A 17,037-nucleotide genomic window follows, 5' to 3' on the forward strand; every position below is an offset into this window, starting at 1 on the left:
GTCCCGCGGCGCGTACATCGCGGTGCCCGCCGGTCGCGCGCCCGCCGAAACGTATGCCCGTCCGAAGTGTCTACCCGCCGGTGATGACAGAGGCGCACGGCGACGGCGGGTTCGTCGCGTTCTTCCGGCGGTACGCGAAGACGTGGTACCACACCGTCGCGACCGCCGCGCTCACGCTGTTCGGGACGCTGACGTTCGTCGACCGGCTGTTCGCCGTCGTCGCCGTCGCGGCGTACCTCCTCCCGCCGGTCGTCCTCTACCTGACCGACTCGCTCCCGGCGGCCGACGGGTCGAGCGCCGGCACGGCCACGAGCGCCGCGGACGACGCCGATACCGGCCGACACCGGTCGGGCGTCGACGGCGGCCGGCCGGTGGAGCGGTCCGAGCGGACGGACGACCCCGGGTCGACCAGCTCCGCGGACCCCGCCGCGTCCGCGGGGACGACCGGTTCGACGGGGGCGAACGGGGCCGGCGGGAGCGGCGAGACGGAACCGAGTCCGGAGTGGACCGCCGCGGACGCACCGACCGACGACCCCCTGTTCGACGCCGCCGTGACCGACGCGGGCGCGTACGCCGTCGGCGGCGGCGGGACGCTGCTCGCGGCCGCCCGCGACGGCTGGGAGACCCTGCTCTCGGACGGGCCGGGAGCGGCCGGGACGACGCTGACGGGCGTCGCCGCGACCGGCGGCGCGGTCTGGGTCGCGGGCGAGAGCGGCGCGGTCGGCCGCGTCGACCCCAAGACGGGGCGACACGCCGACCACTCCGCGCCCGACGGCGACACGACCAACCTCGCGGGCGTCGCCGCGGCCGACGACGGGGGCGGCGAACTCGTCCTCGTCGTCGACGGCTCCGGCCGCATCCGCCGCGGTCGGTTCCGCGACGGCGGCGTGACGTGGGGCGACCCCGTGACGCCGGGGAGCGGGTCGAGCGTGACCGGCGCGACGCTGCGGGACGCGTCGACGGGGTACGTCTGCGACTCGAACGACGGCGTCTTCGCCACCGACGACGGCGGCGCGTCGTTCGACCGGGTCGGCGTCGACTCGGCCGACGGCACGCTCGCCGACGTGGCCGCCACCGCCGACGGCTGTCTCGTCGCCGCCGACGACGGTACCGTCCACCGGTACGACGGGTCGAACTGGACGCCCGTCGGCGTCGCCGACGGCGCGCTGTGGGCTGTCGCGGCCAGCGGCGGCCGGGGGCTGGCGGCCGGGGGCTGGCGGCCGGCGACGGCGGCGCGGTGTACGAACGCCCGGCCGGCGCCGCCGACTGGGAGCGGGCGGACGCGCTCGCGACGGTCACGCTCCGCGGGGCGGCGCTCGGCGCCTCCCGCGCCGTCGCCGTCGGCGACGACGGCACCGTCGTCGAGCGTGGACCCGTCGGCGCCGAGCGGTAACGCGACGTTCAGTACGCGAGCTCCCGGCGGATACCCGCCGCGAGCGCGGCGACGCCGACGAGCGCGAGGCCGACGCCGAGTAGCCACGCGGGCGACCCCGCGGCGAGCAGGCTGACGAGCCACAGTCCCGCGACCAGTGCGACTCCCCCGGCGACGACGAGCGCGACGAACCGTTCCACGCTCGTCGGTGGGGGCGCGCCCCGGAGAAGTTAGTGGCTCGCGCCCGTACGGTCGCGCGTGTCCGACGCCACCCGCTCCCCGCCGACGTTCGTCTACGACGACGACTGCGGCTTCTGTACGTGGTGGGCCGAGACGTTCGACCGCCGGACCGACCTCCGGGTCGTGGGGTACACCGATCTCGGGCCGGCGCTCCGCGCCCGCCTCCCCGACGACTACCGGGACTGTTCACACCTCGTGACCGACGACGCGGTGTACTCCTGTGGCGCGTCGGTCGAGCGGGCGCTACTGCGGACCGAGGCGGGGTCGCACGCCCGCCCGGTCGCGGACCGACTGGACCGTCTCGGCGCCTATCGGACCGCCCGCGAGCGGGGGTACCGGTGGGTCGCCGACCGGCGGTCGCTGTGGGGGGAACTGCTCTCGCAGACGCCGCCCGCGCGGCGGTAGCGCCGACCCGCAGGTCAGAACGCGGCCGCCCGCCGACCCCGGCGGCGCGACCGGAGGTCGGCGAGCGACGCGGGCGCGACGTACGTCCCGACGCGCTCGCGGACCCACCAGTCGCCCGTCTCGCGCCGCTCGGCGGGCGTCGTGAACCGGTAGCGGTAGCGCGTCACCCGGACCCGCTCGGGGGGGTCGTCGCCGAACGGGTCGTCGCCGAGCAGCGAGCGGGTCGCCTCGTCGCCCTCCAGCAGGCGTTCGAGGAGGGTCACGAGCCAGCGCTGGCGGGAACCCGGCCGGGGGCGCATCGCGGCGAACCACAGCTGCCAGTCGAGCCGGAGGTGGTACGGCGTCCACTGGGGCGGCCGTTCGTCCGTTCGGACGGGCTGGCCCGCGAACCCGTACGCCGTCCAGTCGTCCGCCGCGGGGTCGTCGGCGCGCGACCCCTCGATCACGAGCTGGTAGCGGTCGCGCGTCACCGACCCGAACGCGCCGTAGGCGTTGACGAGGCTCAACGGGTCGTACGACGCGTTCATCGCCTGCGCCTCCGAGAGCACGTTCCTCACGGGGCCGACGCTCAACGCGAGCACGACCGCCGCGAGCAACACCGAGAGCCACTGGAGGTACACCGGCGTCGCGGTCGGTACGGTGGCGGGTGTCGAAACGGGCAGGGCGGCGGGGGCGGGACCGGCGAGTCCGGCGAGTTCGGCCAGCCGCGCGAGCACGCCGTCGGAGAACGTCGCCACCGCCTGGACGACCGTCAGCGCGTTGAGCCACGCGAAGTTGCCCGTCAGCATCAGCCAACCCTGAAACAGGACCGTGGCCGCGCCGCCGACCGCGGCGTACGGCTGGGGGGCGAAGTAGAGGAACGGCACCGCGAGTTCGACGACGTGGTTGCCGAGCACCTCGACCCGGTGGAACCGGTCGGGGAGGTGGTGGGCGTACCAGCTCCCCGGGTTGGGCATCGGCTGGGTCTCGTAGTGGTAGTCCATACACGTCAGGTTCCGCCAGCAGTCGTCGCCGCGGACCTTGATCAGTCCCGCGCCGAACATGTTGCGGAACAGCACCCACTTGACCAGCCAGACTACCACCACGGGCGGGGACGACGCGCCCGCGCCGAGGAACACCGCGAGGAACCCCGTCTCCAGGAGCATCGACTCCCAGCCGTAGCCGTAGAACACCCGTCCGGCGTTGACGAACGAGAGGTACAGCCCCCACAGCGCGAGCCACAGCAGCATCGACGCGGGCGTGGCGTACGCCTCGGGGAGCCAGTAGGGGACGCCGACCACCGCGGCGACCGAGAGGGCGACGCCCGTCCACGCCGCCGCGCCCACCGCGCGGTCGGAGGGGACGAGGTGAAACAGGCTGGGCCGCTCGCCGAACGCCGCACGCTCGGCGAACTCGCCGAGGGGGAGCAGGCCGTTTTCGCCCGCGAGCGGGCGGAACTGCCGCGCCGCGACCACGAACGCGGCGAGGTAGACGACCGCCAACCCCCGCTGGAACAGCAGGCGGACGAGCCAGTAGCCCTCGCCGGCGAGGTCCACGCCCGGGCGGAGTCGACGGACGCGCAAATGCGTACCGGCCGGCGCGGGTTCGGGCGGGGTCGACCCCGGTCCGATTCGGGATGGTGACCCCGATTAGATTCGGGTACGTTACCAGTGCGTTGTTCGGCTACAAGATACTAATGTCGTCTCGGCGTTGTCCCGGTGTGCAGTCACCAGGACACATCGGAATGGCGCTGCTGTTCGCAGCGCCCGTCTGGTTCGCCCTCGACGACCTCAAGGCGAACCTGGCGTTCACGGCGCTCGCGGCGTCGACCGGGATGCTCCCGGACGGCGACATCGTTCTGATGCGGTACTTCTTCATCGAACACCACGGGCTGACCCACAGCCTCGTGTTCATCGTTCCCACGGCGCTCGTGTTGGGCGCGATAGTCGCCGGAATCTACCTCGCGGTCCGCGACGACCACGCCTACCAGGCGTCCGGCCGGCAGGTGTACGGGTTCGTCGCGCTCGGACTGTTCACGGGCATGTTGGCGCACGTGTTCGCCGACCTGCTCACGACGCCGGACATCGCCCCGCCGCTGGAGCCGATGTACCCGCTGTTGCGGACCCCGATGCTGCTCGACGTGGCGTTCGTCAAGTCGAACCTCTGGAACCTCGGGACGCTCGCGGTCGGCATCACCGTCCAGGCGGCGCTCGTCGTCAGAAGCTACTACGGTGACATCTGATACTGCTATGAACCGACGCACCTTCCTCTCGACGACCGGTACGCTCGCGGCCGCGGGGCTGGCGGGCTGTTCGGGCGACTCGGGCGACAACAAACTCCTCGGTCAGCCGACCAAGACCGTCTCCTCCCCCCAGGGGGTCGAGCCGCAACACCGCTCGTTCGGCGAGACGGTGGAGTTCCCCCGGGTGTCGCTGACGGTGTCGGACCCGCGCATGATGAAGACGTACGAGTGGAGCGAGAACGGCGAGGCCAAGACCGCCGACGCGGGCGAGGGCAACCAGTGGGCGATGGCGCACGTCCGCGCGGAGAACATCGCCGACCGGGAGGCGCGCCTCCCGCTCACGCTCGACTTCAAGGGGGTCGTCGGCGAGCGGGTGTTCCACCCCGGACGGAACAAGAGCCCCACCGCGAAGTACATCGGCGGCAAGGCGGACCCCGGCGTGGTCAGCGAGGGCGACATGGGGTTTCTCGTGCCCGAGAGCGCCTCCGTCGACCAGTTCCGCGTCCTCTACGAGGAGCGCCGCACCGACGGCAAACACGCCGTCTGGTGGGAGCCGTGACTCGGTAGCCACGCCTCGCACGACCCGCGCGCTTCGATGGTCGATTCAGGCCAGTTCGGACGGGCCGACGCGCGGCGCGTCGGTCCGCGGCTGCGGTACCGGCGGTCGGGACGTCCCGTTACTCGGCGGCCTGTTCCTCGCCTTCGTCGTCCGCCGCGGACTCGCTGATGGCGGGTTCGGCGTCGTCGTCGAGTTCGCGGGGGCCGGCGGCTCCGTCGTGTTCGTCGTCGGCGTGTTCGTCGTCGGCGTCCGCCTCGGTGCCGTCCTCCTCGCCGACCACGTGCGCGTTAGCGGTGTGTGCCGGCTCTTCCCGTTCGTCGTCCGCCTCGTCGTCCGTCGCCTCGGCGGCGTCCTCGGCGTCGACGCCCGTCGACGCCACGTCGCGCTCCTCGACGTCGCTGGGGTCGACGTCGCTGTCGAGTTCGGTCGCGGTGTCCGACTCGTCGATGTCGGTCGACATCGGGTCGACGACGTCCGAAGGGTCGCCGTGACTCTCGGTGCCGGTGCCCTCGTCGGCGTCGGTCGCCACGTCGCCGAGGTCGGGCGAGGTGTCGACCACCTCCCGCTGGTCGACGTCGGCGCTCGGGCCGAGGTCGTCCGACCCCCCGGAACTCATCCGGCGCTGGACCGCCGCGACGCCGAACCAGAAGCCGGCCGCGAGCAGGCGAACCCCCGCCCGTTTCCACTGTCGCTTCCGGAGCGCGTTCATCGCCCGCACCAGCGTGATGCCGCCGCTCGCGGCGGCGAACGCGCCCGACTTGGCACCGCGCTTGACTGTCTCTTTCGCAACCGATCCTCCTCCGGTGCCGGTCTCTTCGCTCATGCGTTACCCGGTTCTCTCGCCAGACGCAAAGCCATACTGGCGGGTCGGCGGGGCACGGGCTCCGGCGGCGACCCGGGGCGGTCCGCGAGTCGTCCGCGGTCCGCCGCGCCGGCCTCGCCGTTTATCGGCCCGCGGGCCGTCCGACGAGCCATGGAGACGACGCGCATCCCGGCCAAGAGCGGCGGGGCGTTCGGCGTCGACGCGGGCGAGACGTTCGCGGTGGAGACGCCGGAGCCGAGACAGGTCGCCGACCTGGTCGCGTTCGTCCGCGACGACCCCGACGAGGCGTTCGCCCAGTCGTACACCCGCGACCTCAACGGGACACTGCGGCTCTCGACGGGCGACGCGCTGTACACCACCGCGGGCGAGGAACTGCTCAGCATCGTCCGCGACGACTGCGGCGTCCACGACGTGATGTTCGGGCCGTGTACCGAGTGGATGCTGACCGACCGGCCGACCGGCGACGGCGTTCAGAACGAACCCGGGGGCTGTCGGGAGAACCTCTCGCTGGCGCTGTCGGCGGCCGGACTCGACGTTCGCGTCCCCGACACGCTGAACCTGTTTCAGGAGTCGACCGTGACCGACCAGACGTACTTCGACGTCCGGGAGAGCCCCGCGGCGGCGGGTGACACGGTCGAGTTCCGCGCCGAACGCCCGGCGACCGTCGCGGTGTCGGCGTGTTCGGCGGAGGGGGTCGCCAGCGGCACGACGCTCACGCCCATCGACCTCCACGTCCCCGACGGCACCGCGGTCCACCTCGCGTCGGTTCACGACGACCGGCCGTAGCGTCGCGGCCACACGGGTGCGGCGGCCCTCCCGCTCGCAGCGTCGCGGCTCCCGCGGCCGCGGCGGCCCGCCCGCTCGCGTACCCTCGACGGCGCTTCGCCGGACGCGAGCGGACGAGCGGGGGCGCACCCGCCGCGTCGTGACGGAGGCAGGCACCCGATTTATCCGGCTCAGGCCCCTCGGACCGGTAGTGAGCGTGAGTCACCCCCGGACGCGAGAGGCGATCGAGTCCGCCGTCGAGGCGGGCCGGCTCGACGGCTGGGAGGCGCGCCGGTACCGCGCGTTCGACGAGACGATGACCGACGAGGCGCCGCCGTTCCCCTGCTTCTTCGCGGTCGACGCCCACGAGACGGGCGACCTCCGCTACCTGTTCGCCCCCGACCCCACGACCGACGCGGGCGAGCGGACGGTCGCCGAGGGGCTCGCGGCCTACCTCGAGGAGGCGCCCGACATCGCGTCCATCACGTCGCTCGTGGTGTTCTTCGAACCGCCCGACCGGGAGCTGTCGGCGGCGGCGTACCGCGACCGGTTCTGGGACCTGCTCGCGGGTCTCCGCGAGCGCGACCCCGAGCCGTGGCCCGACGACGTGCCGTCCGACCCCGCCGACCCCGAGTGGGAGTTCTGCTTCGCGGGCGAGCCGATGTTCGTCGTGGCGCGCGCGCCGTGTTACGAACGCCGGCGCAGTCGGTACACCCCGCACGGACTCGAACTCACGATCCAGCCCCGGTGGGTGTTCGACGGTCTCTCCCCCGACACGAAGGCGGGCGAGGAGGCGCGCGACCGGATCCGCGATAGACTCGCCGACTACGACGAGATACCGCCCCACCCCGACATCGGCGACTACGGCGCGTCGGGCGTCCACGAGTGGGAGCAGTACGTGCTCCCCGACACCAACGACGACCGTATCGACGAGTTCCCGGTCGCACCCGACGACTGGACGGTGTGAGGTGGCCGGCGGGAGCCGCCGCCCGCCGTCGGCTCAGTACGTCGTGTAACTCGCCGACCCGACGTCGATGCGGACCAGCGTGTTCTCCGCCCACGCGTCGTCGTCGGCGCCGTACTTCCGGTTGATCCGGCGGTTCGCCGCCTCGAACGCCGCCTCGTCGTCGACCACCGTGGCCGTCCCCAGCAGCGTGACCGACCACGCGGGGTCGCCGCCGTCGCTCTTCGTCACCGACAGCGACACCCGGGGGTTCTCGCGGATGTTCGCCAGTTTCCGCCCGGAGGTCACGAGTTCGACCGTCTCCCCCTCGGGCTCGTAGCGGTACCACAGCGGCGCGACGTGGGGCCGGCCGTCGGCGCACGTCGCGAGGTGTGCGAGCAGCGGTTCGTCCGTGAGCAGGCGTTCGGCCTCGGCGGGGACGGCGGCCCCGTCGTCTCGGTGGTCCATACGCCCCCCTCGGCCGACGCCGCCTAAGTCGTGTGGGACGGGCCGCCGACCGCTCGCAGGCGGTCAGGCGTTCCGCTCGACCCGTTGGATCCCCTCCGCGATCGACTCGCGCTCGAAGTAGAGGCCCTCGACGGCGAACACCACGGCGGCGATGGCGAACACGAGGTAGAACACGTGGGGCAGGCGGCTGTAGAGGAACCACAGTAGCATCACGAAGAACGCCGCCGACCCCACCACGCCCACGAGCGGCGGGACGACCGAGTAGTCGCCCTCCGAGCGTTCGAGGACCGCCAGCCCGCTGACCGTGCCGAACACCGCGATGAAGGCGAGCGACGCGAACTCGACCACCGCCTCCAGGCTCCCCAGGACGGCGAACGCGGCCGTCAACCCGCCGATGACGAGTATCGCGCGCGTCGGCGTCTCCTCGCCCGCGTCGGCGGAGTCCCCCTCGTCTCCGTCGTCCCCCGCGTCGTCCGACTCCGCCCCGTTCGCGCCGTCGTCGCCGGCCCCGCCGGGGTCGGCGTCCACGTCCGCGGCCATCCGCTCGGGGAGGATGCCCTCGGAGACGAGTCGCTTGGCGAACATCGCCTCCGAGAGCAGCGTCGAGTTGATGGCGCTCGCGGTGGCGACGAGCCCCGAGACGCCGACCGCGAGCGCGAGCCACGCGCTTATCTCGAGCGAGCCGTACAGCAGCGCGGCCTCGGGTTGGGCGGTGACCACCGCCACCGGGAGCAGGCTGGTGACCACGAACCCGACGAGGACGTAGATGGCGGCGGCGACCGGTATCGAGACGAACACGCCCCTCTCGAGCGTCTCCTGGGGGTCGGCGAACTGCCCCTGGTCGTAAAAGAGGAGCTGCCACCCCTCGAAGGAGACGAACCCGACCGACGCGCCGACGACCGGGCTGATCCCGAACTCGGAGAGGCCGGACTGGAGTTGGCCCGTCCGGAGCCCGAACCAGAGGCCGACCACGCCGAACGCCGCGATGATGCCCGCCTGGACGAACACCAGATAGCGTTCGGCCGCGCCCGACGCACCCGCGCCCGCGATATTGAGCGCGACGAACACCGCGACGATGCCGACCGAGAGGAACGGCCGGAACGGCAGCCCCCAGACGTACTCGACGCCGACGAGCATCTGCCCGTACGCGCCGAACGCGTAGGCGTACATCGCCATCGTCCCGACGTACCCCACCGCGAGCGTCCACCCGATGACCGCCGCGACGGTGGTCCGGCCGGTCACCTCCTCGATGAACGCGACCGACCCGCCCTGCGAGTCCGTGATGGCGTTCATCTGGACGTACGAGTAGGCGCAACAGAACACCACCAGCGTCGCCAGCGCGTACGAGAACCACGTCAGCAGCCCCGACGCCATCACGACGATGCCGATGGCGGCGTAGATGCCGCCGCCGACGATGCCGCCGACGCCGAGCGCCACCGCCGTGGCGACGCCGAACCCGCCCCCGTCGTCGGCGCCGTCCGCCTCGTCCGCCCCGTTCGCGCCGTCCGCGCCGTCCGAGGCGTTCGGGTCGTTCGCGCGGCCCGCGCCGGTCTCGCTCACGGCTCACCCCCCACGAGCCGCGGCGTGCGTCCCGCGAGCGGGTGGAGGCGGAGCGCGGACGCGTCCGGGTCGACCGCGAGGCTGTTCGCGAACGTACAGACCGGGAGGTAGACGTGTTCGTCCGCCAGCGTCGACAGCGCGGACTCGTACAGGCGCCGCCGTTCGGCTCGGTCGGTCGTCGCGCGCGCGGCGGCGATAGCCTCCATCACGCCCTCGTCGCGGTAGAACAGCCCGTTGGTCAGCCCCTCGACGTTCTCGTGGACGGCCGGGTAGAGGTACGAGTCGGGGTCGGCGGTGCCGGCGACCGACCCGACGAACACCGAGTAGTCCCGCTCGGCCCCGCTGACGTACCGGTCGAGGTAGCGCTCCCACCCGGTTTCGGTCACCAGCGCCCCGCGGCCGGCGTCGCGCAGGCCGCGCGCGAGCGTCTCGCCGAGTTCCTTCAGCTTGGGGTTGGGCGGGGTCAGGATCTTCAACTGCCCGCTCGTCGCGTCGGCCTCGCGGAACAGCCGCCGCGCCCGCTCGGCGTTTTGCCCCACCGCCGTCTCGCGCCACTCCTCGGTCGGCATCCCCCACGCCTCGGCGACCTGCGGGGGGAGGAGGCCGTACGCCCGGCGGCCCAGCGGTTCGACCAGTTCCTCCACCGCCTCGTCGACGTCGATACAGTAGCGTATCGCCTCCCGCACCGCGGGGTCGGTGGTCGGCCCCTCGTTGCAGTTGAACCCGAAGTACACCGTCCGGAGCCCCGGACGCCGGCGGACGGACGCGCCGGTCACGTCCGCGACCCGGCCGGCGAGCAGGGGCGAGACGGGCTGGATCGCGTCCGAGCGGTTCGTCGCCAGCCCCATCATCTGGGTGACGGGCGACCCGACGGCGGCGAACACGAGTCGGTCGACCGGGGGCGTCTCCCCCCAGTACTCCCCCCAGCGGTCGAGCACCGTCTTCTTCTCGGGGGTGAACGAGGCGGCCGCGAACGGGCCGGAGCCGACGGGGTCGCGCGCGAACCGCTCGGGGTTCGCCTCCCGTTCGGCCTTCGGGACGACCGGGTGGGTCAGCAGGTGGTCGAGCGCCGGGTAGGGGTGGCTCAGGTGGACGCGGACGGTCGACGCCGAGACGGTCTCGACCGACTCCACCGGGTCGACGCGCCACTTGGTCGGCGCGTCCTCCGCGACCGGCGCCTCGAACGAGTAGGCGACGTCCTCCGGGGTCACCGCCCGGCCGTTCTGGAACCGCGCGTCCGCGCGGAGGTCCACCTCCGCGGTCGTCGCGTCGGGTCGCCGGGGCGGTCCGTCCGCGATCCGCGGGACGACGCCGAGGCCGTCGTCGTACGCGTACAGGCCGTCGAACAGTTTCTCGACCGCGCGCTCGGACCCGACCGACGCCGCCTCGACCGGGTCGAGCGTCACGGGCGGGTCGAGCGTCGCGAGTCTGGCGCGCGCCGACCCCGCCGCGCCCGTGGTCCGCGCGTAGCCGGCGAGACCGGCCGTTCCGGCCAGGCCGACCCCCGCCGCGCCGAGCAGTCTCCGCCGCCTGACGTGTGGGTCACGCTCGGACATCACCGTCTCTCGTCGGGAGCGACGGTTAGGTACTGTGGCTCTCCGGGGCGCCGACGGTCGCTCGCCGGGGGTCGTCGCCGCGTCCGCGAGCGACGCCCCGGTCGCGAGGCGGGACGCCCGCTCAGCCCGTGGTGACGATCTCGACCACGTCGCGGTGGTCCAGCCGGCTGTCGGCGGCGACCTGCCGGCCGCTCCGGCAGTCGATGGCGTGGAGGAAGCCGTCGCCGATGTCGGAGTGGAGGTGGTAGGCGAACTCCTCGGCGGTGGCGTCGCCCGGCAGGACGAAACAGTCGCGGAACGGTCCCCCGCTCCACTGGCCGCTCGCGCTGCCGGGGAAGACGGCCTTCGCCCCGAGTTCGTCGAACAGCGCGGTTTCGAGCGTCCGCTGGACGCCCGTGCCGCCGAACTCATCGATGAACGTCCGCACCTGCTGTAACCCCTCGCGCTGACTCTCGGACAGCTCGCCCGTGGTCTCGAACCCGTCGGCGCCGGGCGCGTACGACACCGCGCCGCCCTCGGCGGCGTTCTTGAGCGCCTTCTCGGCGTGCGCGCTCGCGGGCACGACCGTGAGGTGCTCGTAGTCGGGGTCGGCGGTCACCTCGCGGTAGTTCTCGCGGGCCGCCTCGGTGTCCATCTTGTTGGCGGCGATCACGATGGGTTTCGTGCGCTTCCGTATCTCGCGGGCGAGTTCGAACCGGTCGTCGTCGTCCCACGTCCCCGGATCGAGTTCGAGACCCAGCGAGAGCACCACCCGTTTGATCTCGTCTTTGTTCGTGCGGAACGCGCTCATCTGCTCGGCGAGCACTTCCTCGACCGTCACCGCGTCGCCGGGGTTCGGTCCCTGGTAGGTGGACTCGAACTTCTCGACGCCCTTCTCCAGGATCGAGAGGTACCACCGGTCGAGTTCCTCTTCCAAGAAGTCGATGTCCTCGCGGGGGTCGTGACCCTCGGTGGGTTCGCCCTCGGCGTCGGTGGTCCCCGAGAAGTCGACGACGTGGACCAACACGTCCGCCTCGTTGAGGTCGGTGAGGAACTGGTTGCCCAGCCCCTTCCCCTCGTGGGCGCCGGGGATCAGCCCCGCGACGTCGACGAGACGGACGGGGACGTAACGCGTCTCGTGCTCGCAGAAGCCGTGGTTCGGCTCGCAGGTCTCGTCGAACTCGGGGGCGGCGCAGTCGACGCCGACGTACGCCTCGCCGACGCTCGGGTCGATGGTCGTGAACGGGTACGCCCCCTCGGGCACGTCGTTCATCGTGGCGGCGTTGAAGAAGGTGGACTTGCCCACCGAGGGCTTGCCCACGAGACCGATGGTGTAGCTCATTACCCCCGCTGGGCCGCTGGCGCGGGAAAGCGTTTCTACCCGACGACGGCGTGTCACGCGCCCCCACGCCGAGTCGCGTCGGTCACGCCGGACCGCGTGGGTCACACCGGGTCGCGCGACGTGCGTCAACCAGTCTCTCGGAACGCCTTTAGGCCGCGATCACCTTATTAAGGGTATGAACTACGATTCTGCGCTCGACCGTGCTTACGAGTCGCTCCCCGACAGCCCCGCCGAGGCGGGCGACCGACTCCAGGTCCCCGACCCCGAGGGTCAGACCGACGGCGCGTTCACCCGGCTGACCAACCTCGGCGCCATCGCGGACGCCCTCTCCCGCGAACCGGAGCACGTCCACCGCTCGATCCAGCGCGAACTCGGGACGAACGGCCAGTTCGAGAACGGCGTCGCCCGCTACAACGGTTCGTTCTCGGTCGCGGACTTCGACGAGGCCATCGACGAGTACATCGCCGAGTACGTCACCTGCTCGGAGTGCGGGCTGCCCGACACGGTGCTCAAGACCGAGAACGGCATCGACATGCTCCGGTGTCAGGCGTGTGGTGCGTTCCGCCCGGTCGAGAAACGCTCCGGCTCCGCCTCCCGGCAGCAGTCGCGGCCCGACGTCGAGGAGGGCGAGACGTACGAACTGAAGATCACCGGCACCGGCCGGAAGGGCGACGGCGTCGCCGAGAAGGGCAAGTACACCATCTTCGTCTCCGGCGCCCAGGAGGGCGACGTGGTGAACGCGTACGTCCACAACATCAGCGGCGACCTCGCGTTCGCGCGGCTGACGTAAGCCGACGGCGCCGACCGACGACCGAGCGCAGCCGACCGCGAGCCGATTTTCACGCGTGATGGCCGGCCCGCCACGTACTCGTACCCCCGTCGCGAGCCGCGGGTGTGAGCACGGACACCGCCACGGATCGGCTCGACGTCTCCGACGGGTTCGACGTACACGACTACCGCTCGAAGCTGAAGCTCCTCCGGCAGACCGGCGACTCGATGACGCTGGAGAACCGCGCGGAGTTGGGATGTCCCGCCTGCGACCGGCCGTTCGAGCGACTGCTCGTGAGCGAGGGGGAGTCGCTCACGGTCGACAGCCCGCCCGCGGGCCGGCTCTGTGTCGTCCGGACCGACGACCGGACGCTCCTGGTCGCACACTGAGACGCGTCGACCGACGATTCGCGGGCGTCTACGTTCGCCCGCTCACGGCACCCGATTCCGCAACTCCTCGTCGGCGGCGAACCGCCCGTAGTCGTCCGCGACGATAACCGCCAGCCGCTCGACAGTCCGGGGGTCGACCCCGCCGTGTGCGGGGTGACGAACTGCGTCGCGCGGCGTCGGCCCGCGGTCCGGGCCGACCGTGTGGGTCACCAGTAGCGTCGGGTCGCCCTCGCTCACCACTCCCGTCCCTCGCGGTGCGGGGCGAAGAGTCCCGGACGCGCCCCGTCGCTCGCCGACTCCCGGTCCCGGCTCTCCCCGACTCCTCCCGGGTCCCCCGGCTCTCTCCGTGTCTCGCCGGGTCCCCGTCAGTCCGCCCGCTCGCGCGACTCGAAGTCGAGCGCGACGGAGTTGATGCAGAACCGCTCGCCAGTCGGCTCCGGGCCGTCCTGGAACACGTGTCCGAGGTGGCCGTCGCAGTTCGCACACAGCACCTCCACCCGCGACATCCCGTGGCGGTCGTCGTCGCGGAGGGTCACCTTCGAGTCGTCGGCGGCGTAGAAGCTGGGCCACCCGCAGCCCGAGTCGTACTTGGTGCCCGAGTCGAAGATGACGGTCCCGCAGCCGGCGCACTCGTAGACGCCGTCGTCGTCGCGGTCGACGTGCTCGCCGGAGAAGCGCGCTTCGGTCCCGCGCTCGCGGAGTATCTCGTACTCCTCGTCGGAGAGACGCTCGCGCCACTCGTCGTCCGTCTCGGGGAGCGACTCGTCGCTTCGGCGCTCGTCGGTCGGGGTCTCGTCGGTCTCGCTCACACCTCCGCGTGGGCGCTCCGGACGGTTAACCCCACGCCCGCGCGACGCCCGCCCCGCCGGCCGACCGGGGTCGGCCGTGACGCTCCCCGGTGCCGGGGCAGTGCTCCCGCGCGTCGGGCTTGCGCCTGACGCCGGAACCCCTATGTCGCCCGCCCGCCGAGCCCGCGTGTGTCGAAGGCCGCCGAGGACCCGACGGCCGGGGCGGACGACGAGGGACCGCCCGACGGCCGGTGCGGGTACGTGTTCGAGACAGGGGAGTCGATCTCCACGCGGAGCGAGGCGTGTTGCTGGCGCGAGACCGCGGACGACGGGGACCGGTGTCGGTGGCACCTCGACGGCGAGGACGCCGCCGAGTCGACGTTCCGGCCGGAACACTTCGAGGAGGTGGAGGGCGGCGTCTACGGCGCGGTCTTTCGCGGCGCGAGTCTGCCGGACGACACCTCGTTCGCCCAGAAGCGCTTCCCGCGGAGCGACTTCTCGGGTACCGACCTCACGGGTCGCGACTTCTCGGGCGCGGACCTCAGCGGCGCGAACCTGCGGGACGCCGAACTCCGGAACGCCGACTTCTCGGGCGCGAACCTCCGGAACGCCGACCTGACCGACGCCAACGCCCGGGGGGCGACGTTCGAGGACGCGAACCTGGAGAACTCCGAGCTGACCCGGACCAACCTCCGGAACGCCGACATCCGGAACGCGGCGCTGTACGAGATGGCGTTCTCGGACACGTGGATCAACGAGAGCACGAAGCTGGGGGACCTCTGCCACTACGAGCGAGAGGAGAAGAGTATCGAGCGCGACACGCGCACCATCCGCCACCACGAGGCCGCGGCGTGGACCTACCGCGCGCTCCAGCAGTTGTGCGAGGAGAACGCGCTCCCCACCCGGAACCGGTGGTTCTACGTGCGCGAGAAGGAGGCGCGGCGCAAGCTGGCGTGGGAGACGGGCAACTACCGGCACGCGGTCAAGTCGGAGCTGTCGCGGTGGGTGATGGAGTACGGCAGTAACCCCTGGCGGGTCGTCGCCGTCTCGGCGGTCGTGATCACGGTGTTCGGGGCGCTCTACCCCATCGTCGGGGGGATCCAGGACACCATGAGCGACCGGTCGGCGATCGGGTTCTTCTCGGCGGACGTGCCGGCGGACGCGCCGGTGTGGTACTTCACCGGCCCGTTCCTCAAGGGGCTGTACTTCAGCGTCGTCACGTTCACGACGCTCGGCTTCGGCGACATCAAGCCGGTCGGGGCGTGGGCGCGCTTTCTCGCGACGACCGAGGCGGTCCTCGGCTCGGTGCTCATCGCGCTGTTGGTGTTCGTCCTCTCGCGGACCGTCACCTGGTAGTCGGAGTGCGCCGGGGGGCGGGCCGCGCCGGAAGGTGGGCCGCGCCGGGAGAGGGGCCATGCCGCCGACCCGCGTGCCCGACGCGCCGTGTCGACCCACAACTCCTACCCGGGAGCCGGCCGTACAACGGTCGATGAGCCACATCGGTATCGTCGGGGCGGGGATGGCGGGCGCCGGCGCCGCGGACGCGCTCTCGGCGGCCGGCGTCGACGTGACGATCCTGGAGAAGTCGCGCGGCGTCGGCGGGCGGGCGGCGACCCGCCGCCGGAACAACTGCCGGTACGACCACGGCGCCAACTACGTGAAAGGCGACGACGACGGCCGCACGAGCGGCCTGGTCCACGAGTTGGGCGAGGCGGGGCTGGTCGAACTCGCCGACCCCGTCTGGACGTTCGGCGGCGACGGCGAGATAACCGCGAGCGAGCGCGACGCCGAGACGAAGTACACCTGGGAGGCGGGCATCACGCAGTTCGCCAAGCGCCTGCTCGCGCGCACCGACGCCGAGGTGCGCACGTCGGTCCGCGTCGCGTCGCTCGCGCGGGGCGACGGCTGGACCGCCACCGACGAGACGGGCGACGAACACGGCCCGTTCGACGCGGTGTTGCTCACGCCGCCGGCGCCCCAGACCGCCGACCTGCTGGAGTCGACCGACTGGCGCGGCGGCTGGGAGGAGGGGGCGCTCGAATCGCTGCGGGAGGCGGCCGACGCGGTCCCGTATCGGACCATCCGGACGGTCGTGTTGAACTACGGGTTCGAACTCGACGTGCCGTGGTACGGCGCGGTCAACACCGACGACGACCACCCCGTCGGCTGGCTCTCGCGCGAGGAGTGCAAGCCCGGGCACGTCCCCGACGGGCAGACGCTCCTCGTCGCGCAGATGAGCCCCGACTGGTCGGTCGACCACTACGACGACGACCTGGCGGACGCCGCCGACGCCGCCGCGGCGCGGGTGGCGACGCTGGTGGGCGACGACCGCCTCCGCGAGTACGACTGGGCCGACGACCAGGGGTGGCGCTACGCGCTCCCCGACGAGGCGGCCGACCCGAGCGAGCGGGCAATCGAGCGCGCACGCGAAGCCGGCCTGTTCCTCGCGGGCGACTGGGTCGCCGGCGACGGGCGCGTCCACGAGGCGGTGTGGAACGGCGTGAGCGTCGGCGAGGCGATGGCGGACCGCGTCGAGTAGCGAGTCGTCGGCGCGAGACGGCGAGAGTCGCGGAGCGGCCGGAACGAGGAAGCGGAGGATCGAGGGATCGAGAGATCGAGAAACCGAGGCGGCGGTCCGTCGGACGACCACCCGTCGGGCCGGGGCGTCCCACGCCGGGTCGGGCCGCCGGACCGCGTCCGAATCCGCCGCTGTCGAAACCGATTCACTCCGGGGGGACCAACGCCGGGGACGCGATGGACCCCGCCGCCCCGCCGCTCGACCGGCCCGACGGACAGACGGCGAGCGGCGCGACCGCGGGGCGTGCCGGCGACGAGCGCGGGCGCGACCGCGGCGATAG

The 17,037-nt window shown here is 72.4% G+C and carries 18 protein-coding genes; 10 read left to right on the plus strand and 8 right to left on the minus strand.

Annotated elements, in window-relative coordinates; genetic code table 11:
- Positions 1–83 precede the first annotated feature (83 nt).
- Both K933_RS14070 and K933_RS14075 read left to right on the plus strand, forming a co-directional pair.
- Positions 84–1,508 carry a WD40/YVTN/BNR-like repeat-containing protein gene (locus tag K933_RS14070; RefSeq protein ID WP_023395413.1) on the plus strand — a complete coding sequence of 475 codons (1,425 nt, stop codon included), beginning with the start codon at positions 84–86 and terminating at the stop codon, positions 1,506–1,508.
- Positions 1,509–1,630: 122 nt separating this feature from the next.
- Positions 1,631–2,017: a DCC1-like thiol-disulfide oxidoreductase family protein gene (locus K933_RS14075; RefSeq protein WP_023395415.1), complete on the plus strand. Its 387-nt coding sequence runs from the start codon at positions 1,631–1,633 to the stop codon at positions 2,015–2,017.
- Between the two features lie 14 nt (positions 2,018–2,031).
- Here the strand turns inward: K933_RS14075 and K933_RS14080 are convergent, their stop codons facing one another.
- Positions 2,032–3,552: a lipase maturation factor family protein gene (locus K933_RS14080; RefSeq protein ID WP_023395416.1), complete on the minus strand. Its 1,521-nt coding sequence runs from the start codon at positions 3,550–3,552 to the stop codon at positions 2,032–2,034.
- A 164-nt stretch (positions 3,553–3,716) separates the two neighbouring features.
- Here K933_RS14080 and K933_RS14085 point away from each other — a divergent pair, with 164 nt between their 5' ends.
- Both K933_RS14085 and K933_RS14090 read left to right on the plus strand, forming a co-directional pair.
- A complete protein-coding gene (locus K933_RS14085; RefSeq protein ID WP_161631428.1) occupies positions 3,717–4,238 on the plus strand; it encodes a metal-dependent hydrolase in 522 nt (173 codons plus the stop codon).
- Between the two features lie 7 nt (positions 4,239–4,245).
- Positions 4,246–4,797: a hypothetical protein gene (locus K933_RS14090; protein WP_023395418.1), complete on the plus strand. Its 552-nt coding sequence runs from the start codon at positions 4,246–4,248 to the stop codon at positions 4,795–4,797.
- A gap of 118 nt (positions 4,798–4,915) precedes the next feature.
- Here K933_RS14090 and K933_RS14095 read toward each other — a convergent pair whose 3' ends face one another.
- Positions 4,916–5,620, minus strand: a complete 705-nt coding sequence (locus K933_RS14095) for a hypothetical protein (protein ID WP_023395419.1) — start codon at positions 5,618–5,620, stop codon at positions 4,916–4,918.
- 150 nt (positions 5,621–5,770) lie between these two features.
- Between K933_RS14095 and K933_RS14100 the strand changes: the two genes are divergently transcribed.
- Positions 5,771–6,406, plus strand: coding sequence for a DUF1989 domain-containing protein (locus tag K933_RS14100; RefSeq protein ID WP_023395420.1), 636 nt, complete (start codon positions 5,771–5,773; stop codon positions 6,404–6,406).
- Positions 6,407–6,596: 190 nt separating this feature from the next.
- Complete coding sequence (locus tag K933_RS14105; RefSeq protein ID WP_023395421.1) at positions 6,597–7,352, plus strand: YqcI/YcgG family protein; 756 nt, start codon at positions 6,597–6,599, stop codon at positions 7,350–7,352.
- Between the two features lie 33 nt (positions 7,353–7,385).
- On the opposite strand, the gene K933_RS14110 is transcribed toward K933_RS14105, so the two are convergent.
- From K933_RS14110 to K933_RS14125, 4 genes are all read right to left on the minus strand, one after another.
- The gene (locus K933_RS14110) at positions 7,386–7,796 is read right to left on the minus strand and encodes a pyridoxamine 5'-phosphate oxidase family protein (RefSeq protein WP_023395422.1); all 411 of its coding nucleotides are present in this window, start codon (positions 7,794–7,796) and stop codon (positions 7,386–7,388) included.
- Positions 7,797–7,859: 63 nt separating this feature from the next.
- Entirely contained in the window at positions 7,860–9,356 is a 1,497-nt protein-coding gene (locus K933_RS14115) for an APC family permease (protein ID WP_023395423.1), read from the minus strand.
- The gene (locus tag K933_RS14120; RefSeq protein ID WP_023395424.1) at positions 9,353–10,912 is read right to left on the minus strand and encodes an ABC transporter substrate-binding protein; all 1,560 of its coding nucleotides are present in this window, start codon (positions 10,910–10,912) and stop codon (positions 9,353–9,355) included. The genes K933_RS14115 and K933_RS14120 overlap by 4 nt, the downstream gene beginning before the upstream one ends.
- A 121-nt stretch (positions 10,913–11,033) precedes the next feature.
- Positions 11,034–12,233, minus strand: a complete 1,200-nt coding sequence (locus K933_RS14125; RefSeq protein ID WP_023395425.1) for a redox-regulated ATPase YchF — start codon at positions 12,231–12,233, stop codon at positions 11,034–11,036.
- A 175-nt stretch (positions 12,234–12,408) separates the two neighbouring features.
- On the opposite strand from K933_RS14125, the gene K933_RS14130 reads away from it, so the two are divergent.
- Positions 12,409–13,023, plus strand: coding sequence for a translation initiation factor IF-2 subunit beta (locus K933_RS14130; RefSeq protein WP_023395426.1), 615 nt, complete (start codon positions 12,409–12,411; stop codon positions 13,021–13,023).
- Between the two features lie 104 nt (positions 13,024–13,127).
- A complete protein-coding gene (locus tag K933_RS14135; protein WP_023395427.1) occupies positions 13,128–13,391 on the plus strand; it encodes a DUF7385 family protein in 264 nt (87 codons plus the stop codon).
- 42 nt (positions 13,392–13,433) lie between these two features.
- Here K933_RS14135 and K933_RS14140 read toward each other — a convergent pair whose 3' ends face one another.
- On the minus strand, positions 13,434–13,628 hold the full coding sequence (locus tag K933_RS14140) for a hypothetical protein (RefSeq protein ID WP_152529839.1): 195 nt from the start codon (positions 13,626–13,628) through the stop codon (positions 13,434–13,436).
- A gap of 128 nt (positions 13,629–13,756) precedes the next feature.
- Positions 13,757–14,200: a peptide-methionine (R)-S-oxide reductase MsrB gene (gene msrB, locus K933_RS14145; RefSeq protein WP_023395429.1), complete on the minus strand. Its 444-nt coding sequence runs from the start codon at positions 14,198–14,200 to the stop codon at positions 13,757–13,759.
- 168 nt (positions 14,201–14,368) lie between these two features.
- Between msrB and K933_RS14150 the strand changes: the two genes are divergently transcribed.
- Together K933_RS14150 and K933_RS14155 are read left to right on the plus strand one after the other, a co-directional pair.
- Positions 14,369–15,535, plus strand: coding sequence for a pentapeptide repeat-containing protein (locus K933_RS14150; protein ID WP_023395430.1), 1,167 nt, complete (start codon positions 14,369–14,371; stop codon positions 15,533–15,535).
- 133 nt (positions 15,536–15,668) lie between these two features.
- Positions 15,669–16,718 carry an NAD(P)/FAD-dependent oxidoreductase gene (locus tag K933_RS14155; protein WP_023395431.1) on the plus strand — a complete coding sequence of 350 codons (1,050 nt, stop codon included), beginning with the start codon at positions 15,669–15,671 and terminating at the stop codon, positions 16,716–16,718.
- Positions 16,719–17,037 lie beyond the last annotated feature (319 nt).

This window comes from Candidatus Halobonum tyrrellensis G22 (assembly GCF_000495475.1).
Taxonomy (GTDB): domain Archaea; phylum Halobacteriota; class Halobacteria; order Halobacteriales; family Haloferacaceae; genus Halobonum; species Halobonum tyrrellense.

What these genes read in the sequence shown, in the direction of transcription:
- K933_RS14090 (WP_023395418.1), top strand. Translation starts at nt 4,246, where the DNA reads ATGAACCGACGCACCTTCCTCTCGACGACCGGTACGCTCGCGGCCGCG.
- K933_RS14095 (WP_023395419.1), bottom strand. Translation starts at nt 5,620, where the DNA reads ATGAGCGAAGAGACCGGCACCGGAGGAGGATCGGTTGCGAAAGAGACA.
- K933_RS14110 (WP_023395422.1), bottom strand. Translation starts at nt 7,796, where the DNA reads ATGGACCACCGAGACGACGGGGCCGCCGTCCCCGCCGAGGCCGAACGC.
- K933_RS14130 (WP_023395426.1), top strand. Translation starts at nt 12,409, where the DNA reads ATGAACTACGATTCTGCGCTCGACCGTGCTTACGAGTCGCTCCCCGAC.
- K933_RS14125 (WP_023395425.1), bottom strand. Translation starts at nt 12,233, where the DNA reads ATGAGCTACACCATCGGTCTCGTGGGCAAGCCCTCGGTGGGCAAGTCC.
- K933_RS14120 (WP_023395424.1), bottom strand. Translation starts at nt 10,912, where the DNA reads ATGTCCGAGCGTGACCCACACGTCAGGCGGCGGAGACTGCTCGGCGCG.
- K933_RS14100 (WP_023395420.1), top strand. Translation starts at nt 5,771, where the DNA reads ATGGAGACGACGCGCATCCCGGCCAAGAGCGGCGGGGCGTTCGGCGTC.
- K933_RS14155 (WP_023395431.1), top strand. Translation starts at nt 15,669, where the DNA reads ATGAGCCACATCGGTATCGTCGGGGCGGGGATGGCGGGCGCCGGCGCC.
- K933_RS14070 (WP_023395413.1), top strand. Translation starts at nt 84, where the DNA reads ATGACAGAGGCGCACGGCGACGGCGGGTTCGTCGCGTTCTTCCGGCGG.